This is a genomic window from Bacillus nitratireducens (assembly GCF_001884135.1).
In the GTDB taxonomy this organism is placed as follows: Bacteria; Bacillota; Bacilli; order Bacillales; family Bacillaceae_G; genus Bacillus_A; species Bacillus_A nitratireducens.
This window is the reverse complement of the sequence record NZ_MAOC01000007.1, coordinates 26,171-46,957: the sequence shown is the minus strand read 5'-3', so window position 1 is coordinate 46,957 and position 20,787 is coordinate 26,171. Positions and strand designations below refer to the sequence as shown.

Annotated in this window: 22 protein-coding genes and 1 pseudogene; 16 read left to right on the top strand and 7 right to left on the bottom strand. The window is 32.8% G+C overall.

Annotated elements, in window-relative coordinates:
- The first annotated feature begins 30 nt into the window (after positions 1-30).
- The 4 genes from pdxR (at position 31) to BAU23_RS01680 (ending at position 3,043) form a co-directional block, all read left to right on the top strand.
- A complete protein-coding gene (pdxR, locus tag BAU23_RS01695; RefSeq protein ID WP_000454953.1) occupies positions 31-1,464 on the top strand; it encodes a MocR-like pyridoxine biosynthesis transcription factor PdxR in 1,434 nt (477 codons plus the stop codon).
- A 39-nt stretch (positions 1,465-1,503) separates the two neighbouring features.
- Complete coding sequence (locus BAU23_RS01690) at positions 1,504-1,860, top strand: CidA/LrgA family holin-like protein (RefSeq protein ID WP_016130122.1); 357 nt, start codon at positions 1,504-1,506, stop codon at positions 1,858-1,860.
- A 23-nt stretch (positions 1,861-1,883) separates the two neighbouring features.
- On the top strand, positions 1,884-2,555 hold the full coding sequence (locus BAU23_RS01685; protein WP_000242951.1) for an LrgB family protein: 672 nt from the start codon (positions 1,884-1,886) through the stop codon (positions 2,553-2,555).
- Between the two features lie 65 nt (positions 2,556-2,620).
- Positions 2,621-3,043, top strand: coding sequence for a YfmQ family protein (locus BAU23_RS01680; RefSeq protein ID WP_000214620.1), 423 nt, complete (start codon positions 2,621-2,623; stop codon positions 3,041-3,043).
- 10 nt (positions 3,044-3,053) lie between these two features.
- Here BAU23_RS01680 and BAU23_RS30440 read toward each other — a convergent pair whose 3' ends face one another.
- Entirely contained in the window at positions 3,054-3,473 is a 420-nt protein-coding gene (locus tag BAU23_RS30440; protein ID WP_071733441.1) for a CBO0543 family protein, read from the bottom strand.
- Entirely contained in the window at positions 3,448-4,626 is a 1,179-nt protein-coding gene (locus tag BAU23_RS01670; RefSeq protein WP_000284923.1) for a DUF2515 domain-containing protein, read from the bottom strand. The genes BAU23_RS30440 and BAU23_RS01670 overlap by 26 nt, the downstream gene beginning before the upstream one ends.
- Positions 4,627-4,936: 310 nt before the next feature.
- On the opposite strand from BAU23_RS01670, the gene BAU23_RS01665 reads away from it, so the two are divergent.
- The 4 genes from BAU23_RS01665 to BAU23_RS01650 are packed head-to-tail and all read left to right on the top strand — an operon-like array spanning position 4,937 to position 8,251.
- A complete protein-coding gene (locus tag BAU23_RS01665; RefSeq protein WP_000932603.1) occupies positions 4,937-5,923 on the top strand; it encodes a UDP-N-acetylglucosamine 4,6-dehydratase family protein in 987 nt (328 codons plus the stop codon).
- Positions 5,920-6,831: an SDR family oxidoreductase gene (locus BAU23_RS01660; protein WP_071733439.1), complete on the top strand. Its 912-nt coding sequence runs from the start codon at positions 5,920-5,922 to the stop codon at positions 6,829-6,831. The genes BAU23_RS01665 and BAU23_RS01660 overlap by 4 nt, the downstream gene beginning before the upstream one ends.
- Positions 6,832-6,856: 25 nt before the next feature.
- Complete coding sequence (locus BAU23_RS01655) at positions 6,857-7,165, top strand: DUF6572 domain-containing protein (RefSeq protein ID WP_000995930.1); 309 nt, start codon at positions 6,857-6,859, stop codon at positions 7,163-7,165.
- 21 nt (positions 7,166-7,186) lie between these two features.
- A complete protein-coding gene (locus BAU23_RS01650) occupies positions 7,187-8,251 on the top strand; it encodes an undecaprenyldiphospho-muramoylpentapeptide beta-N-acetylglucosaminyltransferase (RefSeq protein ID WP_001035073.1) in 1,065 nt (354 codons plus the stop codon).
- Positions 8,252-8,348: 97 nt separating this feature from the next.
- Here the strand turns inward: BAU23_RS01650 and BAU23_RS01645 are convergent, their stop codons facing one another.
- Positions 8,349-11,069 carry a sensor domain-containing protein gene (locus BAU23_RS01645; RefSeq protein WP_071733437.1) on the bottom strand — a complete coding sequence of 907 codons (2,721 nt, stop codon included), beginning with the start codon at positions 11,067-11,069 and terminating at the stop codon, positions 8,349-8,351.
- 434 nt (positions 11,070-11,503) lie between these two features.
- On the opposite strand from BAU23_RS01645, the gene BAU23_RS01640 reads away from it, so the two are divergent.
- From BAU23_RS01640 to BAU23_RS01630, 3 genes are all read left to right on the top strand, one after another.
- Positions 11,504-11,890, top strand: coding sequence for a VOC family protein (locus BAU23_RS01640; protein ID WP_000872329.1), 387 nt, complete (start codon positions 11,504-11,506; stop codon positions 11,888-11,890).
- A gap of 214 nt (positions 11,891-12,104) precedes the next feature.
- A complete protein-coding gene (locus tag BAU23_RS01635) occupies positions 12,105-12,920 on the top strand; it encodes an alpha/beta fold hydrolase (protein ID WP_071733435.1) in 816 nt (271 codons plus the stop codon).
- Positions 12,921-13,015: 95 nt separating this feature from the next.
- A complete protein-coding gene (locus BAU23_RS01630) occupies positions 13,016-13,591 on the top strand; it encodes a histidine phosphatase family protein (RefSeq protein WP_071733433.1) in 576 nt (191 codons plus the stop codon).
- Positions 13,592-13,658: 67 nt separating this feature from the next.
- Here the strand turns inward: BAU23_RS01630 and BAU23_RS01625 are convergent, their stop codons facing one another.
- Positions 13,659-14,303, bottom strand: a complete 645-nt coding sequence (locus BAU23_RS01625; RefSeq protein ID WP_001241273.1) for a YczE/YyaS/YitT family protein — start codon at positions 14,301-14,303, stop codon at positions 13,659-13,661.
- A gap of 183 nt (positions 14,304-14,486) precedes the next feature.
- On the opposite strand from BAU23_RS01625, the gene pepT reads away from it, so the two are divergent.
- Positions 14,487-15,719 (top strand): peptidase T, encoded by a 1,233-nt coding sequence (pepT, locus tag BAU23_RS01620; RefSeq protein ID WP_000807000.1) that lies wholly within the window; start codon positions 14,487-14,489, stop codon positions 15,717-15,719.
- Positions 15,720-15,758: 39 nt separating this feature from the next.
- Here the strand turns inward: pepT and BAU23_RS29645 are convergent.
- Positions 15,759-15,883 (bottom strand): annotated as a pseudogene (locus BAU23_RS29645) (DNA-3-methyladenine glycosylase); the annotation flags it as partial.
- A 371-nt stretch (positions 15,884-16,254) separates the two neighbouring features.
- Here BAU23_RS29645 and BAU23_RS01615 point away from each other — a divergent pair.
- Together BAU23_RS01615 and BAU23_RS01610 are read left to right on the top strand one after the other, a co-directional pair.
- Positions 16,255-17,037 (top strand): Hook-associated protein 2, encoded by a 783-nt coding sequence (locus tag BAU23_RS01615; RefSeq protein ID WP_244159698.1) that lies wholly within the window; start codon positions 16,255-16,257, stop codon positions 17,035-17,037.
- Between the two features lie 16 nt (positions 17,038-17,053).
- Entirely contained in the window at positions 17,054-17,329 is a 276-nt protein-coding gene (locus BAU23_RS01610) for a hypothetical protein (protein ID WP_033656619.1), read from the top strand.
- A gap of 143 nt (positions 17,330-17,472) precedes the next feature.
- Here BAU23_RS01610 and BAU23_RS01605 read toward each other — a convergent pair whose 3' ends face one another.
- Positions 17,473-17,997, bottom strand: coding sequence for a methylated-DNA--[protein]-cysteine S-methyltransferase (locus BAU23_RS01605; RefSeq protein ID WP_001089822.1), 525 nt, complete (start codon positions 17,995-17,997; stop codon positions 17,473-17,475).
- Positions 17,978-18,583, bottom strand: a complete 606-nt coding sequence (locus BAU23_RS01600) for a bifunctional transcriptional activator/DNA repair enzyme AdaA (protein ID WP_016130119.1) — start codon at positions 18,581-18,583, stop codon at positions 17,978-17,980. The genes BAU23_RS01605 and BAU23_RS01600 overlap by 20 nt, the downstream gene beginning before the upstream one ends.
- Before the next feature lie 154 nt (positions 18,584-18,737).
- On the opposite strand from BAU23_RS01600, the gene BAU23_RS01595 reads away from it, so the two are divergent.
- Entirely contained in the window at positions 18,738-19,496 is a 759-nt protein-coding gene (locus BAU23_RS01595; protein WP_000767609.1) for an exodeoxyribonuclease III, read from the top strand.
- Between the two features lie 309 nt (positions 19,497-19,805).
- Positions 19,806-20,771, top strand: coding sequence for an iron-hydroxamate ABC transporter substrate-binding protein (locus tag BAU23_RS01590; protein WP_001035501.1), 966 nt, complete (start codon positions 19,806-19,808; stop codon positions 20,769-20,771).
- Positions 20,772-20,787: the final 16 nt, after the last annotated feature.

The window sequence follows — 20,787 nt, the reverse complement described above, 5'->3', positions numbered from 1 at the left end:
AGGACACTAGCTTGGAGAGGAGGGAACTAAATGGAATGGAAACCGAATCGTGCAGATAAGATACCAGTGTATAAACAAATTGCTGATTACATTGAAAGAGGCATTTCTACCGGTGAATTCCCTTCTGATAGAAAATTACCTTCTGAGCGTATGTTAGCACAGAAGTTACAAGTGAACCGGAGTACGGTAGTAGCTGCTTATGAGGAATTAAAATCCCTTGGGGTAGTAGAACGGCAAAAAGGAAGCGGCACCCGGGTGAATACAGACATATGGGGTGTGTCACATAAACGAATACCGAACTGGGGGAGGTATGTTGAGGATGGATCGTTCTTACCTAATGTACCACTCGTTCAACAAATTCGAACGGAAACACAAAAAGATGATTTAATCAATTTAGCGAGTGGTGAATTGTCACCAGAATTAATTCCGAGTGATAGATTTCGAACAATTTTGTCGGAGAAAACATTTATGGAAAATCTCGGTTATGACCATCCACTTGGAAATGAGATGTTGCGAAAAACAATTGCGGCACATGTCGAGCAATATAAACAAATAGAAGCAGATTCAAGTTCTATTCTTATTACATCAGGAGCTCAGCAGGCACTTAATCTTATCGTTCAATGTTTGTTAAAACCTGGCGATGCAATTGCAATTGAGGATCCTTCATATTGTTATTCACTTCCGATGTTTAAATCAGCAGGTTTAAAAATATTCCGTTTACCAGTTGATCAGCATGGTATGAATCCAGATGACTTAATCAATTTGCACAAAAAGCATCGCATTCGTATGGTGTTTTTAAATCCGGATTATCAAAATCCAACTGGAACGGTACTTTCATTGGCAAGACGTAAAAAGGTTTTAGAATTATCTTCTGAATTTGGTATACCGATTGTAGAAGATGATCCGTATAGTTTGACTTCTTTTAATGGAGAAGTAAATCCAACATTGAAATCGATGGATCAAAATGGAAACGTTCTTTATGTAAGCTCATTATCAAAAATTGTTGCATCAGGATTACGGATTGGTTGGGTAATTGGCCCCACGCGCGTAATTGAGCGATTGGCAGATGCGAAGCAGCAAGTTGATTTCGGTCATAGTGTATTTACACAGTGGGTAGCGAACCAATTTTTAGAATCAGAGGATTTTCATACGCATATTACGATGCTTCGTGGACAACTGAAGCAAAGAAGAGATGAGTTAATTAGAAAGCTTGAAGAAATATTAGGGGACCAGGTTGAATTTTTTATACCCGAGGGCGGAATACATTTATGGTGCAAAGTACAAGGAACGTTTGATGAATATCATTTACTAGGTGAATCTATACAAAATGGTGTAGCATTTGTCCCAGGAAGCGTCCTAGGTTCGAAAAGTGAATATATCCGATTTACTTTTGGCAGAGCGAATGTAGAACAAATTCAGCTTGGAATTACAAGGTTTGCAGAGACATTAAACGAGATTCAATAATAAATTGTGGGAATTTGGTATTGAAATGGGGAGTAGCAATTGAAGTTTTTGACGCTTTTACTTCAAGTAGGAGTGCTATATATGTTTAGTTTGGTTGGTGTATGGATTCAGGAAGTATTTCATCTATCTATGCCAGGAAGTTTAATAGGAATGTTAATTCTTTTTCTGCTTCTTTCCACTCGCATTGTGCCATTAAAATGGTTTGAGATAGGTGCAGAAAAGCTAATAGTATTTTTACCTTTATTTTTAATTCCTTCGACGACGGGGTTAATGGAATACGGCTCATTTCTTTTAAGTAAGGGTAGTATTATGTTCTTTCTAGTTGTTATAAGTACTTTAGTAACATTGATTGTTTCAGGGTATGTAAGTCAATTATTAGTAACATCAAAAAAATAAAATCGACAAGGTGCACGATTCAAATGGTCTTAATTATTATTACTGTAGTAATTTATTTATTGGCGACAAAGTTATATAAAAAATTTACGTTTCCATTTACGTTACCGGTATTAACAGTTACAGCAATTATGATTTGTTTATTTTTGATATTTGGTATTTCTCATCATGAGTATAAGGAAAATGGGGGAGACATTCTTTCAGGCTTTTTGAGTCCTGCAATTGTAGCGTTAGCCATACCTCTATTTAAAGAGCGAAAGATACTTATGAAAAATTTTTTAGCGATACTAATCGGCGTAGTGATAGGTATAGTGGCTTTAACGAGTATGAATGTAGTGATTGGTGGAATTTTAAATATAGATAAGGAACTTATATTAACAACTTTACCACAATTAGCGACAATGCCTATTGCCATTTCATTAGCGGATCAAATTGGTGGCATTCCATCTATGACTGCTAGTTTTGTAGTTGTTGCAGGAATAACAGGTGCTATCATAGGACCGACGGCACTTAAGTTTTTTCGAATAACAAGTACAATTGGAAAAGGAGTTGGGATGGGCTGTGCATCACATATCATTGGTGTGAGTCGCTTAGTGAAAGAAGGAGAGAAAGAGGCAACTATTGGCTCGGTAACGATGATTGTAACAGGGATACTTATTAGTATATTAGTACCTTATGGAATGAAATTTTTATTTTGAAAATGAATGAATCGTAATAAGGAGTATAACACTACTCATTTTAGAGCGTAATGGAGATGATTAAAATGACAACATGGTTTATAGTTACATTATTTATTTTTGGTGCTCTTAAAGTACTAGTTTCTAGTATGCCAACTTCTGTTGTAGAATCAATTATTAGTAGATTTGAGTTACATCAAAAACTTGATGAGGAAAATACTACTATAACAGTAGATGGGGAAAGTATAGAAGGAGAAATGAAAGTTCAAGTTATTCATGAATTTAACGAGGCTTTATTTTTAGATAAACATTATTTTCCGCCACAAGGGAATGGTACACCAATAGTCATGGAGACGAAGAAAGGAAAAAGAGAGATTAGATTTTCTATATATAGCTACGAGGAACACGTTGATGTAATAAAGCAATATAAGAAGAAAGTAGTTGCATATCGTTTGCGATCAAAAAGCCTTCAAAGTCGTTCAGTAGCAGTAACTGAAGATTATGCTTAAGGAGAGACCGTTATAAAAACGGTCTCTTTATTTTTAGCATCCAATTATAAAATTTCCAAATAAGAGAAAAGAAAATGATATATCCAAACAAAGAATAACTATGCTGCCAATCCGTACTATGTACAAATAAGCCTAGCCTCTCAGCAATTTGCTCAAAAATGCTAGCACAAACGCCTATTGAAATAATAAATAGAGTTCTAGAAATGGTAGATAATTCCTTTGAAATTTGAATAAAAGAGGCTGTTAAAATCGGTAGTACGAGTAACGTGAAAGCTATGTTAACTGAAAATGTGGATGAGAAGGGTCTAACCGGAAAAGAATATATTTGTTTATTAACAAAGAAAGCATCTAAACAAGTTCCAATAATAGCAGAGAAAAAAACTGTAATTATTATAGCTAGGAAGTCATTCTTCCTCTCGGAGGAGGACATTTTTCTTTGCAAGAATGGCAAGTTCAATTTTTTCGAGTGTTTTGCAGTAGTCTTCTGAAATTTGTCCACTTATATTTTCCTCCTTATCAACTAAGTAATTTACAACTTGCCAATCAGTAAACCAATCTTTACTTTCATCTTCTTCATGTTTCATATCGCGCCATGCATAGATGAGTGCAGGGCTGTATATACGATATGCGCCACTACGCAACTGGCATTTCTTTATTCGGCGTTTATAAAACTCACGGGAAAAAGATTCATTTACACTTGAAAATAAATGAGGCCAGTAATCTTTCCTTGAGCCTGTGTGTGGATGATGCTCGGCCCAACTTATTATTTGAGATAAAATATGTGTATCCCGAAATAATAGTGAATACAATCTTTTTCCAATTAAGATTCGTTCATGCAAGGATGTAAAATGTTTCATTGTATCACCAAATAGTAATACTTTTTGTTTCTTATCATTTTCGTAGAATGGGAAAAGGATATGATTAAACTGAAAGAAATCAAAGAGTTTAAATCCAATACTATTTAGTACAGTCTTTTTAAAGTGTGCATTTTGAATAACTCTTTTTTCTAAGTAGTTTTGTTCATTAATAATAGTTGCAATCGCTAATGTTTTTTTGTTACCTGTTTTCCAAAAATCGTTCCACATCGTTTCCATAAATGTAGAAACATTTAGGTGAGGGAGAAGGTGAAATAGCCTTTGCGATCTTTTTACACTTTGTTCATATAGCAAAAATTGAGGATATACATCTTGGAAAATAAGCCAATTTCCCCTTTCTAAAAAAGAAAAAAATGTAATTTGATCTTTCTCTGATAAAATTCTCGTATATAAATCTCCCTTTAAATCGGTCATATTCCAACCACCGTTACGTGATACCATATGCCCAAGTAGTGCCCAATGTATTTCTGGATATTGAATGTAAAATTGGTAGTATGCACGTGTTCTTGTTACATTATTTTTATTTAGTTGTTTTGTTTGTACTTTTATGTTCTCGATGATGAGTTGCTCTTCTTTCGTTAATTTATACATGGTTTCAGAATGAATGAGTGTGCATTTTTGTTTTAACTCACTTTTCACATCAAATAGGGAGAGAGGAAGTGCTTTGGAAGCTTCATTATATGTATTATTTGAGTTGCTTTGGTACATTCCATTACCTCCCTTTTCATGAATTTAAACATGATATTGGTTATGAATCATTCTATTTATTTTATTACGAGTATATGAAATAAATGAGCGGTGTTTTTTTATAAGTAATATAGCTATCGTGCAAACAGTATGAAAAAATCTTACTGTTAAGAGGTGAAATGAAAAACAGAAACTATGTTTAATAGTTTCTGTTTTTTTATTTTGTCAATTTAATGTAACAAACGACGATTATGATTTGAATCAATTGAAAATAATTCAATAGCTTTGGTAAGTACAATTTTTAATGAAATGTACAGTAGGAGGAAATGGAATGCTTAATAAAATAATTTTAATTACTGGTGGAACAGGTTCGTGGGGACATGAACTTATAAAACAACTATTAGAAAAATCGCCGAAAGAAATTAGGGTTTTTTCAAGGAATGAAACGGTTCAGTTTGAAATGCAGCAACAGTTTATAAATGACGATAGATTAAAATTTATTATTGGAGATATTCGTGATAAGGACCAACTAGTCTATGCGTGCCAGGGTGTACATTATGTATTCCATCTTGCAGCTTTAAAACATGTTCCAGTATGTGAGTATTATCCTTATGAAGCTATAAAAACAAATATACATGGTACGCAAAATGTAATTGAAGCATCAATCCAGGAGCAAGTTGAGAAAGTTATATATGTTTCAACTGATAAAGCGGCCGACCCATCAAATACGTATGGGATGACAAAAGCAATTGGTGAAAAGTTAATGGTTCATGCGAATGTGCAAACGAAGAAAACCAAATTCATTTGTGTTCGTGGTGGAAATGTTTTAGGGACGAGTGGAAGTGTGGTACCGCTCTTTAAAAAGCAAATTAAAAAGTCTTCACAGGTAGGGATTACTGATGAGAATATGACTAGATTTTTCTTAACAATTGAAGATGCTGTTGGATTGTTATTTAAAGCAGCATCTGAAGGAAGAGGAGGAGAAATCTTTGTTATGAAAATGCCAGCATGTAAAATAACGGATTTAGCAAAAGTATTAATTGAAGATTCGAAAAAAGAAAACGTGAAGATAAAAGAGGTAGGGATAAGACCTGGTGAAAAATTAAGTGAAATGCTTTTATCTGAGGTAGAGAGTAAAACAAGTATTAGTTTTGATCAAAATTATTTTGTGGTACTACCGACTATTCCTATAGAAGGACTTCAAGAATATTATGCTAGTTATCCGCTTGTGGATGTGAATAGTTTTAGTTCACAACAAGACTTACTTACAAAACATGAGGTGAAACAAATGTTAGAAAAAGGAGGGTTTTTACGATGAAAAAAAATGCGAGCCTTTTAATCACTGGTGCAAATGGCTTCACAGGACGTCATGCTTGCCAATATTTTTTAGAGCAGGGCTTTCATGTAATTCCTATGTTTCAAAATCGTTCACATAGTGAAAAAATCGAAAATGGTATTACTTGTGATTTAACAAATAAGAGTGAAGTAATGAAGGTAATGAAACAAATAAAGCCAGACTGTGTATTGCATTTAGCAGGAAGAAATTCGGTCATAGAGTCTTGGACAGCTTCTCTGGAATATATAGAGATTAACGTAATAGGGACTTTATATTTATTAGAGGCCATTAAGCAGGAAGCCTCGCATTGTAAAACATTAGTTATAGGATCTGCATTGCAAGCAGATAGTATGAAAAACATAAAAGTTTCAAATCCATATAGTTTAAGTAAAACTATGCAAGTCATTATTGCAGAGGCTTGGGGTGGGTTAATGGATTCAAATATTATCATTGCAAAGCCCTCGAACTTAATTGGTCCAGGAGTATCGAATGGTGTTTGTTCAATTCTCGCAAAAAAAATGATAGATATAGAATCGGGTAGAAGTAAAGCGATTATTGAAGTAAACAGTTTGAAAGATAGTAGAGACTTTCTAGATGTACGTGATGCAGTTAAAGCGTATCATGTGTTATTACGTGATGGTATAAATGGAAAACAATATAATATTGGATCAGGAGTAAAACGCTCTTTATTAGATGTATTGGAGCAATTTAAAGGATTAACACAGCTGAATTTTACTATAAAAGAAAAAGAGAATAGTGGGAGTAACTCAAATGAAAATTTATTATTAGAGGATATAAAAAAATTAGGATGGATCCCAGAAATTCAATTTCAGCAATCATTAAAAGATGTACTTGAATATGCGAAGTGTAGTGAAATCTGCATTCAATAAAAATATAAAAGGATGTAACAAATATATGAATTGTTATGAAGCGATAGATAATCAAAGTACGCTATTTCTTTCGATTGTTGATACGTTGGATTGGAAAGATGAAGAAGCGCATGTGTTGCACCTTTATGAGGCAATAAATCAATATCGAGCGTATGTTGAAGAAAAGAAGGTTGATCGAATAAAGCCAGCACTAGAGACTAGAACTAGGCATATGATTCAAGTTTTTGCTCAGTATGAGTGTAGTGAGTATGGAAATGATTTTTATGAACTCATCAAAGATCTTTTACAAGATATAGGACTTGAGTTAAAGATTAATATAAAGCTAGATTTTTAATGATAAAGGTGGATATAAGTTATGAATAAAAAGATTCTCTTTACTGGGGGCGGTACAGCCGGACACGTAATGATTAATATGGTATTGATTCCTAAATTTATGGAAAAAGGATGGGGAGTTGAGTATATTGGATCTCAAAATGGAATTGAAAAATTATTAGTTCAAAATGTTAAATACAATAGTATTTCGACGGGGAAGCTTAGGAGATATTGGGATTGGGAGAACTTTAAAGATCCTTTTAAAATTATACACGGTTGTTTACAAAGTTATCAATTAATTAAGAAGATGAAGCCTGATGTTATCTTTTCAGCAGGAGGATTTGTTTCAGTTCCTGTAGTTATAGGGGCATGGTTAAATCGTGTACCTATAATAATACGTGAACCAGATAGTACGTTAGGGTTGGCAAATAAAATAGCATTACCTTTTTCTAAAAAACTATGTACAACATTTCCTCAAACAGGGGGTAATGTAAGTACTGAGAAGAAGGTTTATGTAGGGCCAATTGTAAGGGAAGAAATTGAGAGAGGTAACGTATTACGAGGAAGAAGCTATTGTAAATTTCAGCAAGATAAACCGGTATTGTTAATAATGGGTGGGAGTCAAGGTGCTAAGTGGATAAATGATATGGTAAGGAAAAGTTTAGATACATTATTATTAAATTTTAATATTGTTCATATGTGTGGTAAAGGGAAGGTGGACCCAGCTATTGGAATGGAAGGTTATATACAATTTGAATATATAGGGGAAGAGTTACCGCATATACTGAATATGGCAAGTGTTGTAGTTTCCAGAGCGGGTTCTACTGCTATTTCTGAATTGTTATTTTTGAAGAAACCGATGTTGCTTATTCCGTTAACTAATGGTTCCAGTAGAGGGGATCAAGTTTTAAATGCTGACCATTTTGCACGACAAGGATATGCAGAAGTTTTACTTCAAGATAGAGTAAACAGTAGTACATTTACACATGCAGTAAATAAGTTGTATACAAATAAGGAGAGGTATATTCAAAACATGAATGGATATAAGAAAACAAATGATGAGGGGATTCATCAATTAATAGATATAATAAATGAAGTGGTGAAGTAATAGAAATTTAAATAGAAAAAAAAGGAAAGAAGGTATCTTCTTTCCTTTTTACTATAGTTGCTCAAATTCATTATTACTTATACCGATTAGCTATGTACTATTGGTGAATACCGATTTCTAATAGCTCAGTAAATGCATTAGTATGAATAGGTTTACTGTAATAGTAACCTTGAATAAAATGACATTTATTTTTTTGAAGGAAATTTACGTGCTCTTTCGTTTCTACACCTTCAGCAATGACAGACATTCCTAATGTATTTGCTAATGTGATGATCGTTTTAATGATTTCCATTCCATCTTCACATGTTTCAGACATTGTAATAAATTCTCTTGGGATTTTTAACGTATCGATTGGATATAAAGGTAAGTAGGCTAGGGAAGAATAGCCTGTACCAAAGTCGTCGATTGAAATGTGAATCCCTAAACTTTTTAGTGTACGCAGTTTTATCAATGTTTCTCTCTCATCCATCATTGCAATTCGCTCTGTTAATTCAAGATCGAGAGAACTTGCTGGTAAGCCTGTAGTTGCTAAAGTAGAAGAAATAGATTTTACAAAATCCTCTTGTTCAAATTCTTTAGCAGATAAATTTACCCCTATTTTTAAATGCGAATATCCGAGTGCGTGCCAACGTTTCATTTGCTCACAAGCCTGCTGTAATGTCCATTTTCCTATTGGAATAATTTGTAGTGTTTCTTCTGCAATCGGAATAAACTCGTATGGAGAAATAACACCTAATTCAGGATGATTCCATCTGATTAAAGCTTCTGCACCGATAATTTTATTAGATCCACTATCAACTTGAGGTTGATACAAAAGGAACAATTCTTCATTTTGTATTGCGTTTGGTAAATCTTTTTCTAATCGTAATCGTCTTTCAATCTTTCTAGCGATTACATCGTCATAAATAGAGACAGAGTTAAGTTCTTTTGCCTTTGCATCATACATTGCAACATTAGCGTTTTTCAGAAGTGTAGCGGTATCGATTCCGGAATGTGGATAAATAGCGATGCCGATACTTAGTGATAAAGTTAATTTATGCTCATGTATGACAAACGGCTTTTTCATGCATTCAAATAATTGGTTACATAATTGGAATAAGGAATCTTCGTCAGTATAGTCTTCAATTAAGATTGTAAATTCATCGCCACCAATTCTTGACAGATGAGTATGTGATGGAAGACATGATTGGAATCGGTTTGATACTTCTTCTAATATGTAATCTCCTGACGAATGTCCAAGTGTATCGTTAATTGCTTTAAAGCGATCTAAATCTAAATATAATAAAGCGAACTCACTGTCTGTTATTTTAGCATTTTTTATAACTTTTTTTAATTTCTTATGGAAAAAGGCACGGTTCCCAATTTTCGTTACAGTATCATGGAATGCTAAATATTTTATTTCTTCTTGTTGCTTTTTTAGTGCGGTAATATCTTTTACCATAATATAACTTCCTGAAATTTGTCCGTCTATCATAATAGGGACGATTGTAACGTATAAAAAATAAGTAAAGCCATTATTGTATTGAGAACGTAATTGTAAAGAAGTAGGCTCCTGTTTTTTTACTTTTTCTAATGCGGATGCTAGTTTGTGCTTATCTTCATCTAAGATAATAGAAAGACAAGTTTTGCCAAATAATTCACTTGTAGCGACTCCAAGTAGCATGCCGCCTGCTTTGTTAACATTTAAGAAAATACCATTTAAATCAATAGTAAAAATGGGATCAGGATGATATTCATATAATGATTCGAATTTTTGTTGTTTCTGAGATAGGGCCTCTGATTTTTGAACTAAATCAGAAGTTCGTACAGCAACTTTTTCTTCTAATTGTGCATTAAAGAATTGTAACCGTTCTGTTAAGCTCTTGTTTTGCATACGTCCAATAGAATGGCGAATAAGTACGAAAACAAAAGTGATACAGTTTCCTGTAATAAGAATGGAAGAAGCTGTTTGTTCTTTAAGGGTAAAGCCAATTAGAAATGCAACAACGAGATAGGGAAATGTGACTAAAACTTTTTTCCCTAGTACAGGGTTTACGATGGAATAACTTGTATTATTCGTAAGACCGCTTGGAATAGAAGCAGCTATTGCAACAAGTAATAGTGGTATTCTATATAAAAGTCGTAATAATGCTACAGTGTCATGCGATAAATGAGTATTTAAATAAAAATAAATATAATTAAAAGCTGCAGAACTTATTAATACAAAAACAAAAATATATATTTTCCATTTCGACTTAAAAACAGTTGGGCGAAAAATGAGACTAGCACCTAGTAGTAAAAAGAGTAGGTCTGCAATTGGATATAAAAATGACAGGAAAATTTCTCCCATTGGTAGAGAGAAAACACTTAAATCTGGTTGATTAAATAAATACCATTCTAATGTGAGTATGGAAGCGAGTACTATACATATATCGCAAATAAAGAAAGCTTTTTCCCACTTATTACATTCCTTTAAAATCTTATAACAAAAAGCAATAAGGAAGAAGAATAGAAATATCATGTAAAATATATCTGAAAAAGTGAAATTATGTATTGGGAATTCGAAAAATTCATGTTGAACTGTATATATTATTTTTCCTAATAAAAAACTGCCCATTGCAATTGTAATACATATCCAAAAAGGATTTGAACTAACTTTTTTAGAATATATAGAGTAAATTAGCGATATAAATGTAATGACTTCAACGATGAGTGAAGCAAAGCGTACATTGAAATTTGAAAAATGAGTAGGGAACAGAAAGAAAAACATAAAATAGATTGAATAGCATATTAGTGTTGTAATTAATATACATAGTTGTAAATTTTTATTTATTTTCAATAAAATCACCTTCTTTAAGTATGCACTATATTCGTAATATCTATACATATTAATATTACTTAAGGATTGTATCAGATTTCCTTATAAAAAGCATGCTTATAAGAAAAAAATGAAGAATGTAATACTTCTTAAAATTGAAAAAGTATTGAGTTCAATAATTTTTAATTTATAAGGAATGCAGATAGAATTTGTATATTTAGTCATCCTTTAGATTTTAAAGGTTTTTTAGTGATTTGCAAGCGGAGATGTAAAATTGCATATAAAGTGATGGGAACTTCTCTCTAGATGAGGGGAGTTTTTCGTTATTAAAGTGTATTAAGTAAGACCTTTGTATGTACCTATTCTCATACTAATGAGGGATTAAAGAAACGTGTTGATTATATACAATAATATGTAATACAGTAATTGATTTTTAATATGGAGGGAAAATCACGATGAAATGGGTGAAGTTTAGAATAGCACGTCCAACTGATAAATTTGAAGCGATTATTGCATTCTATGAAGAAGGATTAGGTTTAAAACGTATAGGTGAGTTTTATGATCATGATGGTTATGATGGAGTCATGTTTGGTCTACCGGATGAAGAATATCATTTAGAATTTACAAGACATATAGATGGAAGCCCATGTCCAGCCCCAACAAAAGATAATTTACTTGTGTTTTATATAAAAGAATATAATGAAATAGAAAAAGTGAGTAAAAGGCTGCATGCAATGGGGTACGATGAAGTAGAACCAGAAAATCCATATTGGAAAGAAAAGGGGATTACTATAGAGGACCCAGATGGTTGGAGAATTGTATTGATGCAAATAGAAGAATGAAGCTAGATAAGTTTCGAATTTTGATAGAGTATAAGAAAATATAAAAAAGTTTCCTTGGAGGAGATACACTCATAGGGAAGCTTTTTTAATGTTTGTAATCTGAAAATTAAGATTTGAAATTAACTTCTGAAAAGATGTAAAATGAGAACGTGTATTCTTTTGAGTTTGAGCGGGTTGTTTTTAAAGGTGAATATAAAAATAGGGAGGTTTTTTTATGATATGCCGGATTAGGGATGCAGAAGTATACTATGAAATCATTGGAGAAGGAAAGCCAGTACTTATCATACATGGGTGTTCTCCTGACCATAGATTAATGAAGAAATGTATGGAAACAGTGTTTCAGAAGTCTATAGGATATCAACGAATTTATATTGATTTACCTGGAATGGGGAAATCGAATGCCCCAGATTGGATAAATAGTTCAGATTGTATATTAGAACTGTTAACTGCATTTATTGAGAAAATCATCCCAACTAAAGATTTTTTACTAGTAGGAGAGTCTTACGGGGGATATTTAGCTAGCGGGATACTTTCAAAGATGTTTGAGAGAGTTAATGGATTATTGTTAGTATGTCCTGTTGTTGTAGCGCAACGAGAAAAAAGGCTTCTCCCAGATAAACAGGTAATTGTAAGAGATGAAGAATTTTTAAATGCGCTTACTTCAACCGAAAGGGAAGAATTTTGTGAGTTAGCAGTGGTTGCGAATGAGTATACATATAAGCGTTTCAAAGAAGAAATTAAGCCAGGGATAGATATTGCTAATGATGGGTTTATTGATAGATTACAAAAGAATTACTCTCTTACTTTGGACTTCCAGCATAAAAAATATGAAAAAACCGTTCTTTTATTAGCTGGAAGACAAGATATATCGGTAGGTTATCAAGATATTGTAGGAATCATTGAAGATTATCCAAGAGCGACATTAGCGGTATTAGATATGGCGGGACATAATTTACAAATTGAACAGCCTGAATTATTTGAGGGTTTAGTTTCGGATTGGGTTAGACGAACTGCTCAGCAAAGTTCATAAAAAAAGAATAAATTAATATTTTGATTGTATTCAAGTTTTGATACGGAAAAGGTTAAAGTAAGTAATTAACTTATAAATATTTTCAAGGAGGAATTATGAATACATATATCTATATGGTTAGACATGGTGAATCGCCAAAATTAGAAGGAAATGAAAGAACACGTGGATTAACTGAGAAGGGAATTTTAGATGCGCAAAGAGTAACTGAGATATTAGAAACAGAGGGAATTAATACTTTCATTTCAAGTCCGTATAAGAGGGCTATGTTAACGATAGAAGAGTCAGCGAATCTCCATGAAAAAGAAATATTAGTATATGAAAATCTTAAAGAGTGTAAGTTTTCAAATGAAGATAAAATTATATCGGATAAGGAAGTGTACCCACTTGTAAAGGCGATGTTTTTTAATCCAGAATATGCACTGAAGGATGGAGAGTCATATGCGGATTGTCAGAGAAGAGTAGTGAGAGTGTTAAAAGAAATATTAATGAATTTTCAAGGACATAAAATTGTAATTGGTACACATGGGCTTGTAATGACACTAATGATGAACTATTTTGATAATCAATATGGACTTGAATTTTTAATGAATACATCCAAACCGGATATATATAAGCTAGAATTTAAAGAAGAGCAATTTATGAATGTAGAGAGATTATGGAGAGAAGAATGAAATGGAGTATATGGAGTGTGTTTTAAAAATTATTTTTAAAACACACTCTTTTGTATTAAGTTGAGCTTCAAATATTTTCACTAATATGTTCTTTGTTTTTGTTATTTAAAGTATGTAAGAGTTTTTGAAATACCTTAAATGAATGTTGGAATATTGGACTTTGAATAAAAGTGTATAGAAAAGTTACGATAAAAACAGGACCTCCTAGCATGTATCCAATGACTAGTACAAAGCATTCTACAATGATTCGAGCACGGCTAATAGATAACCCAGTTTTGTCAGAAATGGTAAGCATGAATCCATCGCGGGGTCCAGCACCAATGCCAGCCGCAACGTACATGCCGCCCCCAATTCCTGTAATTGCAATACCAGAAAATAAAATGAGTAAGTTTATCCATAAATAATCACTAGCGTTTGGAAGGATTTTTGATTGTAAGAAAAAGTCCATAATAGGACCGATAAGTAGTGCGTTTAAAAATGTACCCACGTTTATATATTTTCGATCTACTAGTAAAGAGATAAGAACGAGACATAATCCACATATGACACTCCAAGTACCAATTGTCCAACCAAATCGTTGGTAGAGAGCCATATTTAAAACTTCCCAAGGGTGTAAACCGAGGAATTGAACTTTGACTGCGAGAGCATTTCCAAGTCCAAAGAAAATTAATCCTAGGAAAAAAAGAAAATAGCGAAAGAGAGTTAGCCTCATCTTTAAAACCTCCCAATATATAATGGTGTATATTACATGTTTGAATTCCAATGTACAAATATTATGTCTTTTTATGATTTATTAAAAATGTAAATGGATATATATTTTCACAGTCAAAAAAGTTAAAATATTTCGTTTTAAGGATTATAATGGAGAAAGAAACAGAAAAGGGAGTGAATGAACTTGAAACAAGAACTTATTGAAAGATTTACGAGATATGTAAAAATTGATACCCAATCAAATGAAGAAAGCCATACAGTACCAACAACACCTGGACAAATTGAATTTGGTAAGTTATTAGTGGAAGAGTTAAAAGAGATTGGATTATCAGAAGTGACGATGGATGATAATGGTTACGTAATGGCAACACTACCTGCAAATACAGATAAAGATGTTCCTGTAATCGGCTTTTTAGCTCATTTAGACACAGCAACAGATTTTACAGGGAAAAACGTAAAACCACAAATTCATGAAAATTTTGATGGTAATGCGATTACGTTAAATGAAGAATTAAATGTTGTGTTAACACCTGAACAGTTCCCAGAATTACCATCATATAAAGGACATACAATTATTACAACTGATGGTACAACACTTCTAGGAGCAGATGATAAAGCTGGTCTTACAGAAATTATGGTTGCAATGAACTATTTAATACATAATCCGCAAATTAAGCATGGGAAAATAAGAGTAGCATTTACACCGGATGAAGAAATTGGTCGTGGACCAGCGCATTTTGATGTAGAAGCGTTTGGTGCATCATTTGCTTACACGATGGATGGAGGTCCATTAGGTGGTTTAGAGTATGAAAGTTTTAATGCTGCAGGTGCTAAGTTAACGTTTAACGGAACGAATACACATCCTGGAACAGCGAAAAATAAAATGCGTAACGCAACTAAACTTGCTATGGAGTTTAATGGACATCTGCCGGTAGAAGATGCACCAGAATATACGGAAGGTTATGAAGGGTTCTATCATTTACTTTCTTTAAATGGTGATGTTGAGCAAAGTAAAGCGTATTACATTATTCGAGATTTTGATCGTGAAAATTTTGAGACACGTAAAAATAACGTTGAAAATATTGTGAAGAAAATGCAAGAGAAGTATGGGCAAGATGCGGTTGTTTTAGAAATGAATGATCAATATTATAACATGCTTGAAAAAATTGAACCGGTAAGAGAAATTGTTGATATTGCATATGAAGCGATGAAAAGTTTAAATATCGAACCGAACATTCACCCGATTCGTGGTGGAACAGATGGATCACAATTATCATATATGGGATTACCGACGCCAAATATTTTCACTGGTGGTGAAAACTATCACGGTAAATTTGAGTATGTTTCGGTAGATACTATGGAAAAAGCTGTTCAAGTTATTGTAGAAATCGCAAGACGATTTGAAGAACAAGCTTAGAAAAGAACCAAGTAGTACGAATGTGCTACTTGGTTCTTTTTAATATAGCACTCGCCACAAATAAAAAATGTATAATATTACCAATTTTTCTGGTTTGCCGCAAAGTCTTTTATTTCATGTTTAGTCGGTTTATTTTCGGAACCTGTTATAAATTTAATTGCATTAAAACAGAGCGAGTAGCTTATGATTCTATACCGCGAATGTTAAGTAGTAGCATTTTTGCTATTACTTAAAATGTTGAGAATAATAAATGTTCTATTGTTCCAAACTATATAAGCTCTAAACCACTCAACACGTTGCCTTAAGGTATATCATTTTGATATAGTATGTGGAATTTTTATACGTTTGTTATCGTATTTAATTAATATTACATATAGACAGTCCTTACGTTACTAAGTAATACATTTCGTTAAATTGTATTATTAAATAAATTATATCAATAATATACATATAAAACTAGACTTGTTATAAAATTATACAAGAATTATTATTTTCTTAAGGAGTAAAAATTATTATGAATAGGAGAGGGATTTTTGTGAAGAAAAAAATGTTACCAGTTTTAATAATATTAATGATGATATCTTCATTCTTTATGAGTAACTTGAATGAAATATCTGCAGAATTAATATTTAAAAATCAATATATTAAAATTGATGGTTTGGAATTAATTACTGATACTTATGGTAATCAACTCATTGATCAAAAAGAATTTATTGAATTTATAGAAGCAATGGATGTCACTGAGAATTCATTACAAGAAGTAAAATATTTTTATAATAATATGAACGGTACTACTTCAATCCTTAATCTGGGTTTAGAAATATATGAAAGTCGTTTAAAAGTAAATTTAATTAATATTGAAGAAACGAATACGACGATTAAAGATGAAATTCTAAATCAAGATGATTTTGAAGAAGATTCTATTTATAATGGGGTACAATTAAGAAAAGGGAAGCCAAAACCAAAACCAAATGCATCGAAAAAAGTTCCCACTAAAGTAAATGGTGGATCAAACAAGGCGGATTTTATTAATTCTCATGCCTACGATAGGCATAAATATGATTCAACAAGAAAATCTACTAAGAATAGAACTCAGTATGGAAAAAATGTAGATGTGAAAAAATTAAGAGAAACAACTATGAATCAACCTGATCAAGCTTGGTCTGCTCGTGAGGATGGTGGACCTTGGAGAACTTTTTATAGAAAAGAATTTAATAGTAATATAAGTACTAATGATACTCCTACAGTGCATCATAGAGTAATCATTAATACTGCGGATAGTAGTAAAAACACTCAATTCCCATTGTATTCAAAATAGAAGGGAGGGTATCGTTCTGATTGAAAAGCATAAAAATAAAGTTGTATTAGATATCTATCGTGGAAATGAAGAAGACTTAAAAAGTACGATTGAAGAGATAAAGGCTTATTCAAAAACATATGAACATGATAAGATTAAAGTAATTGAATTAAAAAAGTCAGGATCTTCCTTTATGGATAAAGAGCAATATATAGTCATGTTAGAAATCGAAAGGGATACAAACAATCTCGGAAGAAAGTATGAATATGAAGAGGAAAAATTATTTGGTTTCTATGAAGATGAAGAAGAGTGATTAAAATTAAATTTTACTCCTAAAGATTTGTATGAATGTAAAGGCTTTCTGTAAGGGAAGGTCTTTTTTTCTTGTAAAAGCACGGTTGATGATAGCTAATAATGAGTGGGGGGAACAAAACCCACACCCATTAAGGTTTTACTTTATTCTCCCAGCCTCATTTCTAAGTTTAATAGTAATTTCTTCATTTCTAATCCGCCTCTAAAGCCAGTTAGTTTTCCATCTTTTCCTATAACGCGATGGCAAGGAATCGTAATGAGAAGAGGGTTGGCGGCAATAGCAGAAGCAACGGCACGCACAGCTGTAGGCTTTTGAATTCTTTCTGCAATTTCTGAATAAGAATAGGTCTTCCCGTAAGGAATTTCACGTACTGCATTCCAAACGGATAATTGAAAAGCAGTTCCGTAAGCATCGATAGGGAAAGTAAAAGTTTCACGCTTGTTTTCTAAATACTCGATAATTTCTTTCGTATATGTTTGCATGTAATCTGGATTGCAAGTCAATATATGTGGGGGCTGTTTTTTTCTAGCCCATATATTTAGTTCTTCAAAGTTTGCGTCTTGTGATCCAATGAAACAAATTCCATTTTCAGTTGCAGCAATATGAAAGCACCAATTTTTATATGTAAGTAGCGTCCAATATATAGATTTATTTTTGTAGGAATTCATTATTGTCTCCCTCCTTCATTACGTTCTTTTTTCTATATTCAGTAGGAGTAAATCCAGTTTTCTTTTTATATAAAGTTGCGAAATACTCTTGGTTTTCTATCCCGACAGCAGTACTAATTTCCTTAACGGATCGCTTTGTATGTGAAAGATATTCCGTTGCTTTCACAATCCTGAATTGCTGTATATATTCTATTGGGCTAATTCCTGTTATTCTTTTGAAAGTGCGTTGTAAATGAAAGGGGCTACCGTGGCACATTTCCGCCAGTATGTCGAGAGTTAATACTTCGTCAAAATGCTTTTCAATATACTCTTTAATTTGTTCTACCCACTCTTCATTTGGTAAAGTGATCCCATTTGGTTTACAACGTTTGCACGGACGAAAGTTTGCCTGCAATGCTTGCTCTGCATGAAGAAAAATTCGTACATTGTTTTGATTCGGTATTCTTGATTTACACGATGGTCGGCAAAAGATACCAGTTGATTTCACAGCATAAAAGAATTTGTCATCATAGGAAGAGTCATTATGAATAATTGCTTGCCAATACTCATCTGTTAATTCGTATCTTTGTAATTTCTCATTGTTCATAGAATGTCACCTCTGAGATTAGTATAACCTGAATAAAGTACGTACGTATGCAATTACGGATGTAAGAGCAAGATTACAAAGATGAAACTATGATAGGTTATCTATTTTGTGTTAGCATGAACTTTGAAAGTGAACAACAAGAGGAGGACTATAAGTGAAGTTAATTTCATGGAACGTAAATGGTTTGCGTGCAGTTATCGCGAAGGGTGGTTTTTTAGAATATCTTGAGGAATCCAATGCAGATATATTTTGTCTACAAGAAATTAAATTACAAAGTGGACAAATTGATTTAAATCCTGAGGGATATTATACATATTGGAATTATGCTGTGAAAAAAGGCTATTCAGGAACGGCTATTTTCACGAAAAAAGAACCGCTTTCTGTTACATACGGTTTAGGGATTGACGAACATGATCAAGAAGGACGCGTTATTACATTAGAATTTGAAGATTTTCACATGATAACGCTATATACACCAAATTCAAAACGAGGATTAGAACGTTTAGATTACAGAATGAAATGGGAAGATGATTTCAGGGCTTATATAAAGCGATTAGATAAAAAGAAACCAGTTATTTTCTGTGGTGATCTAAATGTTTCCCATAAAGAAATCGATTTGAAAAATCCGAAAAGCAATCGGAAAAATCCTGGTTTTTCGGATGAAGAAAGAGAGAAGTTTACAAAAATTTTAGAGGAAGGCTTTGTTGATACATATCGCTTTTTATACCCTGAGCAAGAAGGCGCATATTCATGGTGGTCATACCGTATGGGAGCAAGAGCGAAAAATATCGGGTGGCGCTTAGACTACTTTGTAACTTCTGAAAGGCTAAAACATAAAATTACCGATGCGAAAATTAATAGTGAAATAATGGGATCCGACCATTGTCCGGTTGAATTACATATGGATTTCTAAAAAAAGAAGTATCTTCCTGAGAAAAGGAGATACTTCTTTTTTTGTTCAGTTTGTTAAAATTTTTCAAATCATTCTTGAAATAATTAAATATTAAATATATACTTAATAACGATAATCATTATCATTAATAGTGGTTATCGTTGGTGGGAACGGCAAATAATTTCATACTGGGGGAAGTGAACGAGGATGAATCTTCATTTTACATAGATTTGTTAATGATGTGAAATATAGATGAAGGTTATGTTTCATATAATTAAGTTTTGTTGTTGGAATAATATATGTAAAGATTTCGAGAGGAGATATATAAAGATGAACAAGAAGTTATTTACATTAGGGATGGTTACAGTTTTAAGTGTAGGGTTAGCAGCGTGCAATAGTGCGGATAAGACTTCAGGAGAGCAAAAGCAACAAACAAAAGCTACGGAAACGAAAAAAGACGAAAAAAGAAAAATTACATATTTAGGTAAAGAATATACAGTACCAGCAAAAGTAGATAAAATAGCGACGGCTAGTTTAGAGTCAATGGAAGATGCGGCAGTACTTGGAATTAAACCAGTTGGTGCAATTACTGTAGGCGGTAAATTACCAAAGTATCTTGAAAAAGAATTAGAGGGTGCAAAATCTGTAGGTGAAAAGATGCAACCGAACTTTGAAACATTGCTTCAATTAAAACCAGATGTTATTACATCTAGTACGAAATTCCCAGCAGAAACAGCTGAAAAGTTTACGAAAGTAGCTCCGACGTTCCCAGTATCACATGTTTCAACAGATTGGGAAGATAACTTAAAGTTAATGGGAGAACTAACTGGTAAAAAAGATAAAGCGGAAAAAATTATTAAAGATTACAATGCGGATGCTGAAAAAGCAAAAGCAAAACTAGGAGATAAGTTAAAAGATAAAAAAGTACTTGTTATTAGACTAAGAGCAAACGAATTATTCCTATATCCAGAAGGAGTATACTTCAACCCTGTAATTTATAAAGATCTTGGACTAACTGCACCAGAACAATTGAAAGCTGTAAAAGCACAAGAGAAAATTTCATTTGAAAAACTTGCTGAACTTAACCCAGATTATATTTTCTTACAATATGAGGCAAGTGAAAATAAAAATCCGAAAGTGCTAGAAGAAATTGAAAGCAATCCAATTTGGCAAAGTATGAATGCTGCGAAAGAAAAGAAAGTATTTGTAAACGTTGTGGATCCAATGGCACAAGGTGGTACAGCTTGGAGTAAAACAGCATTCTTAAAAGAAGCAGTGAAAAATTTATCTAAATAATACAATAAGTAAGGTG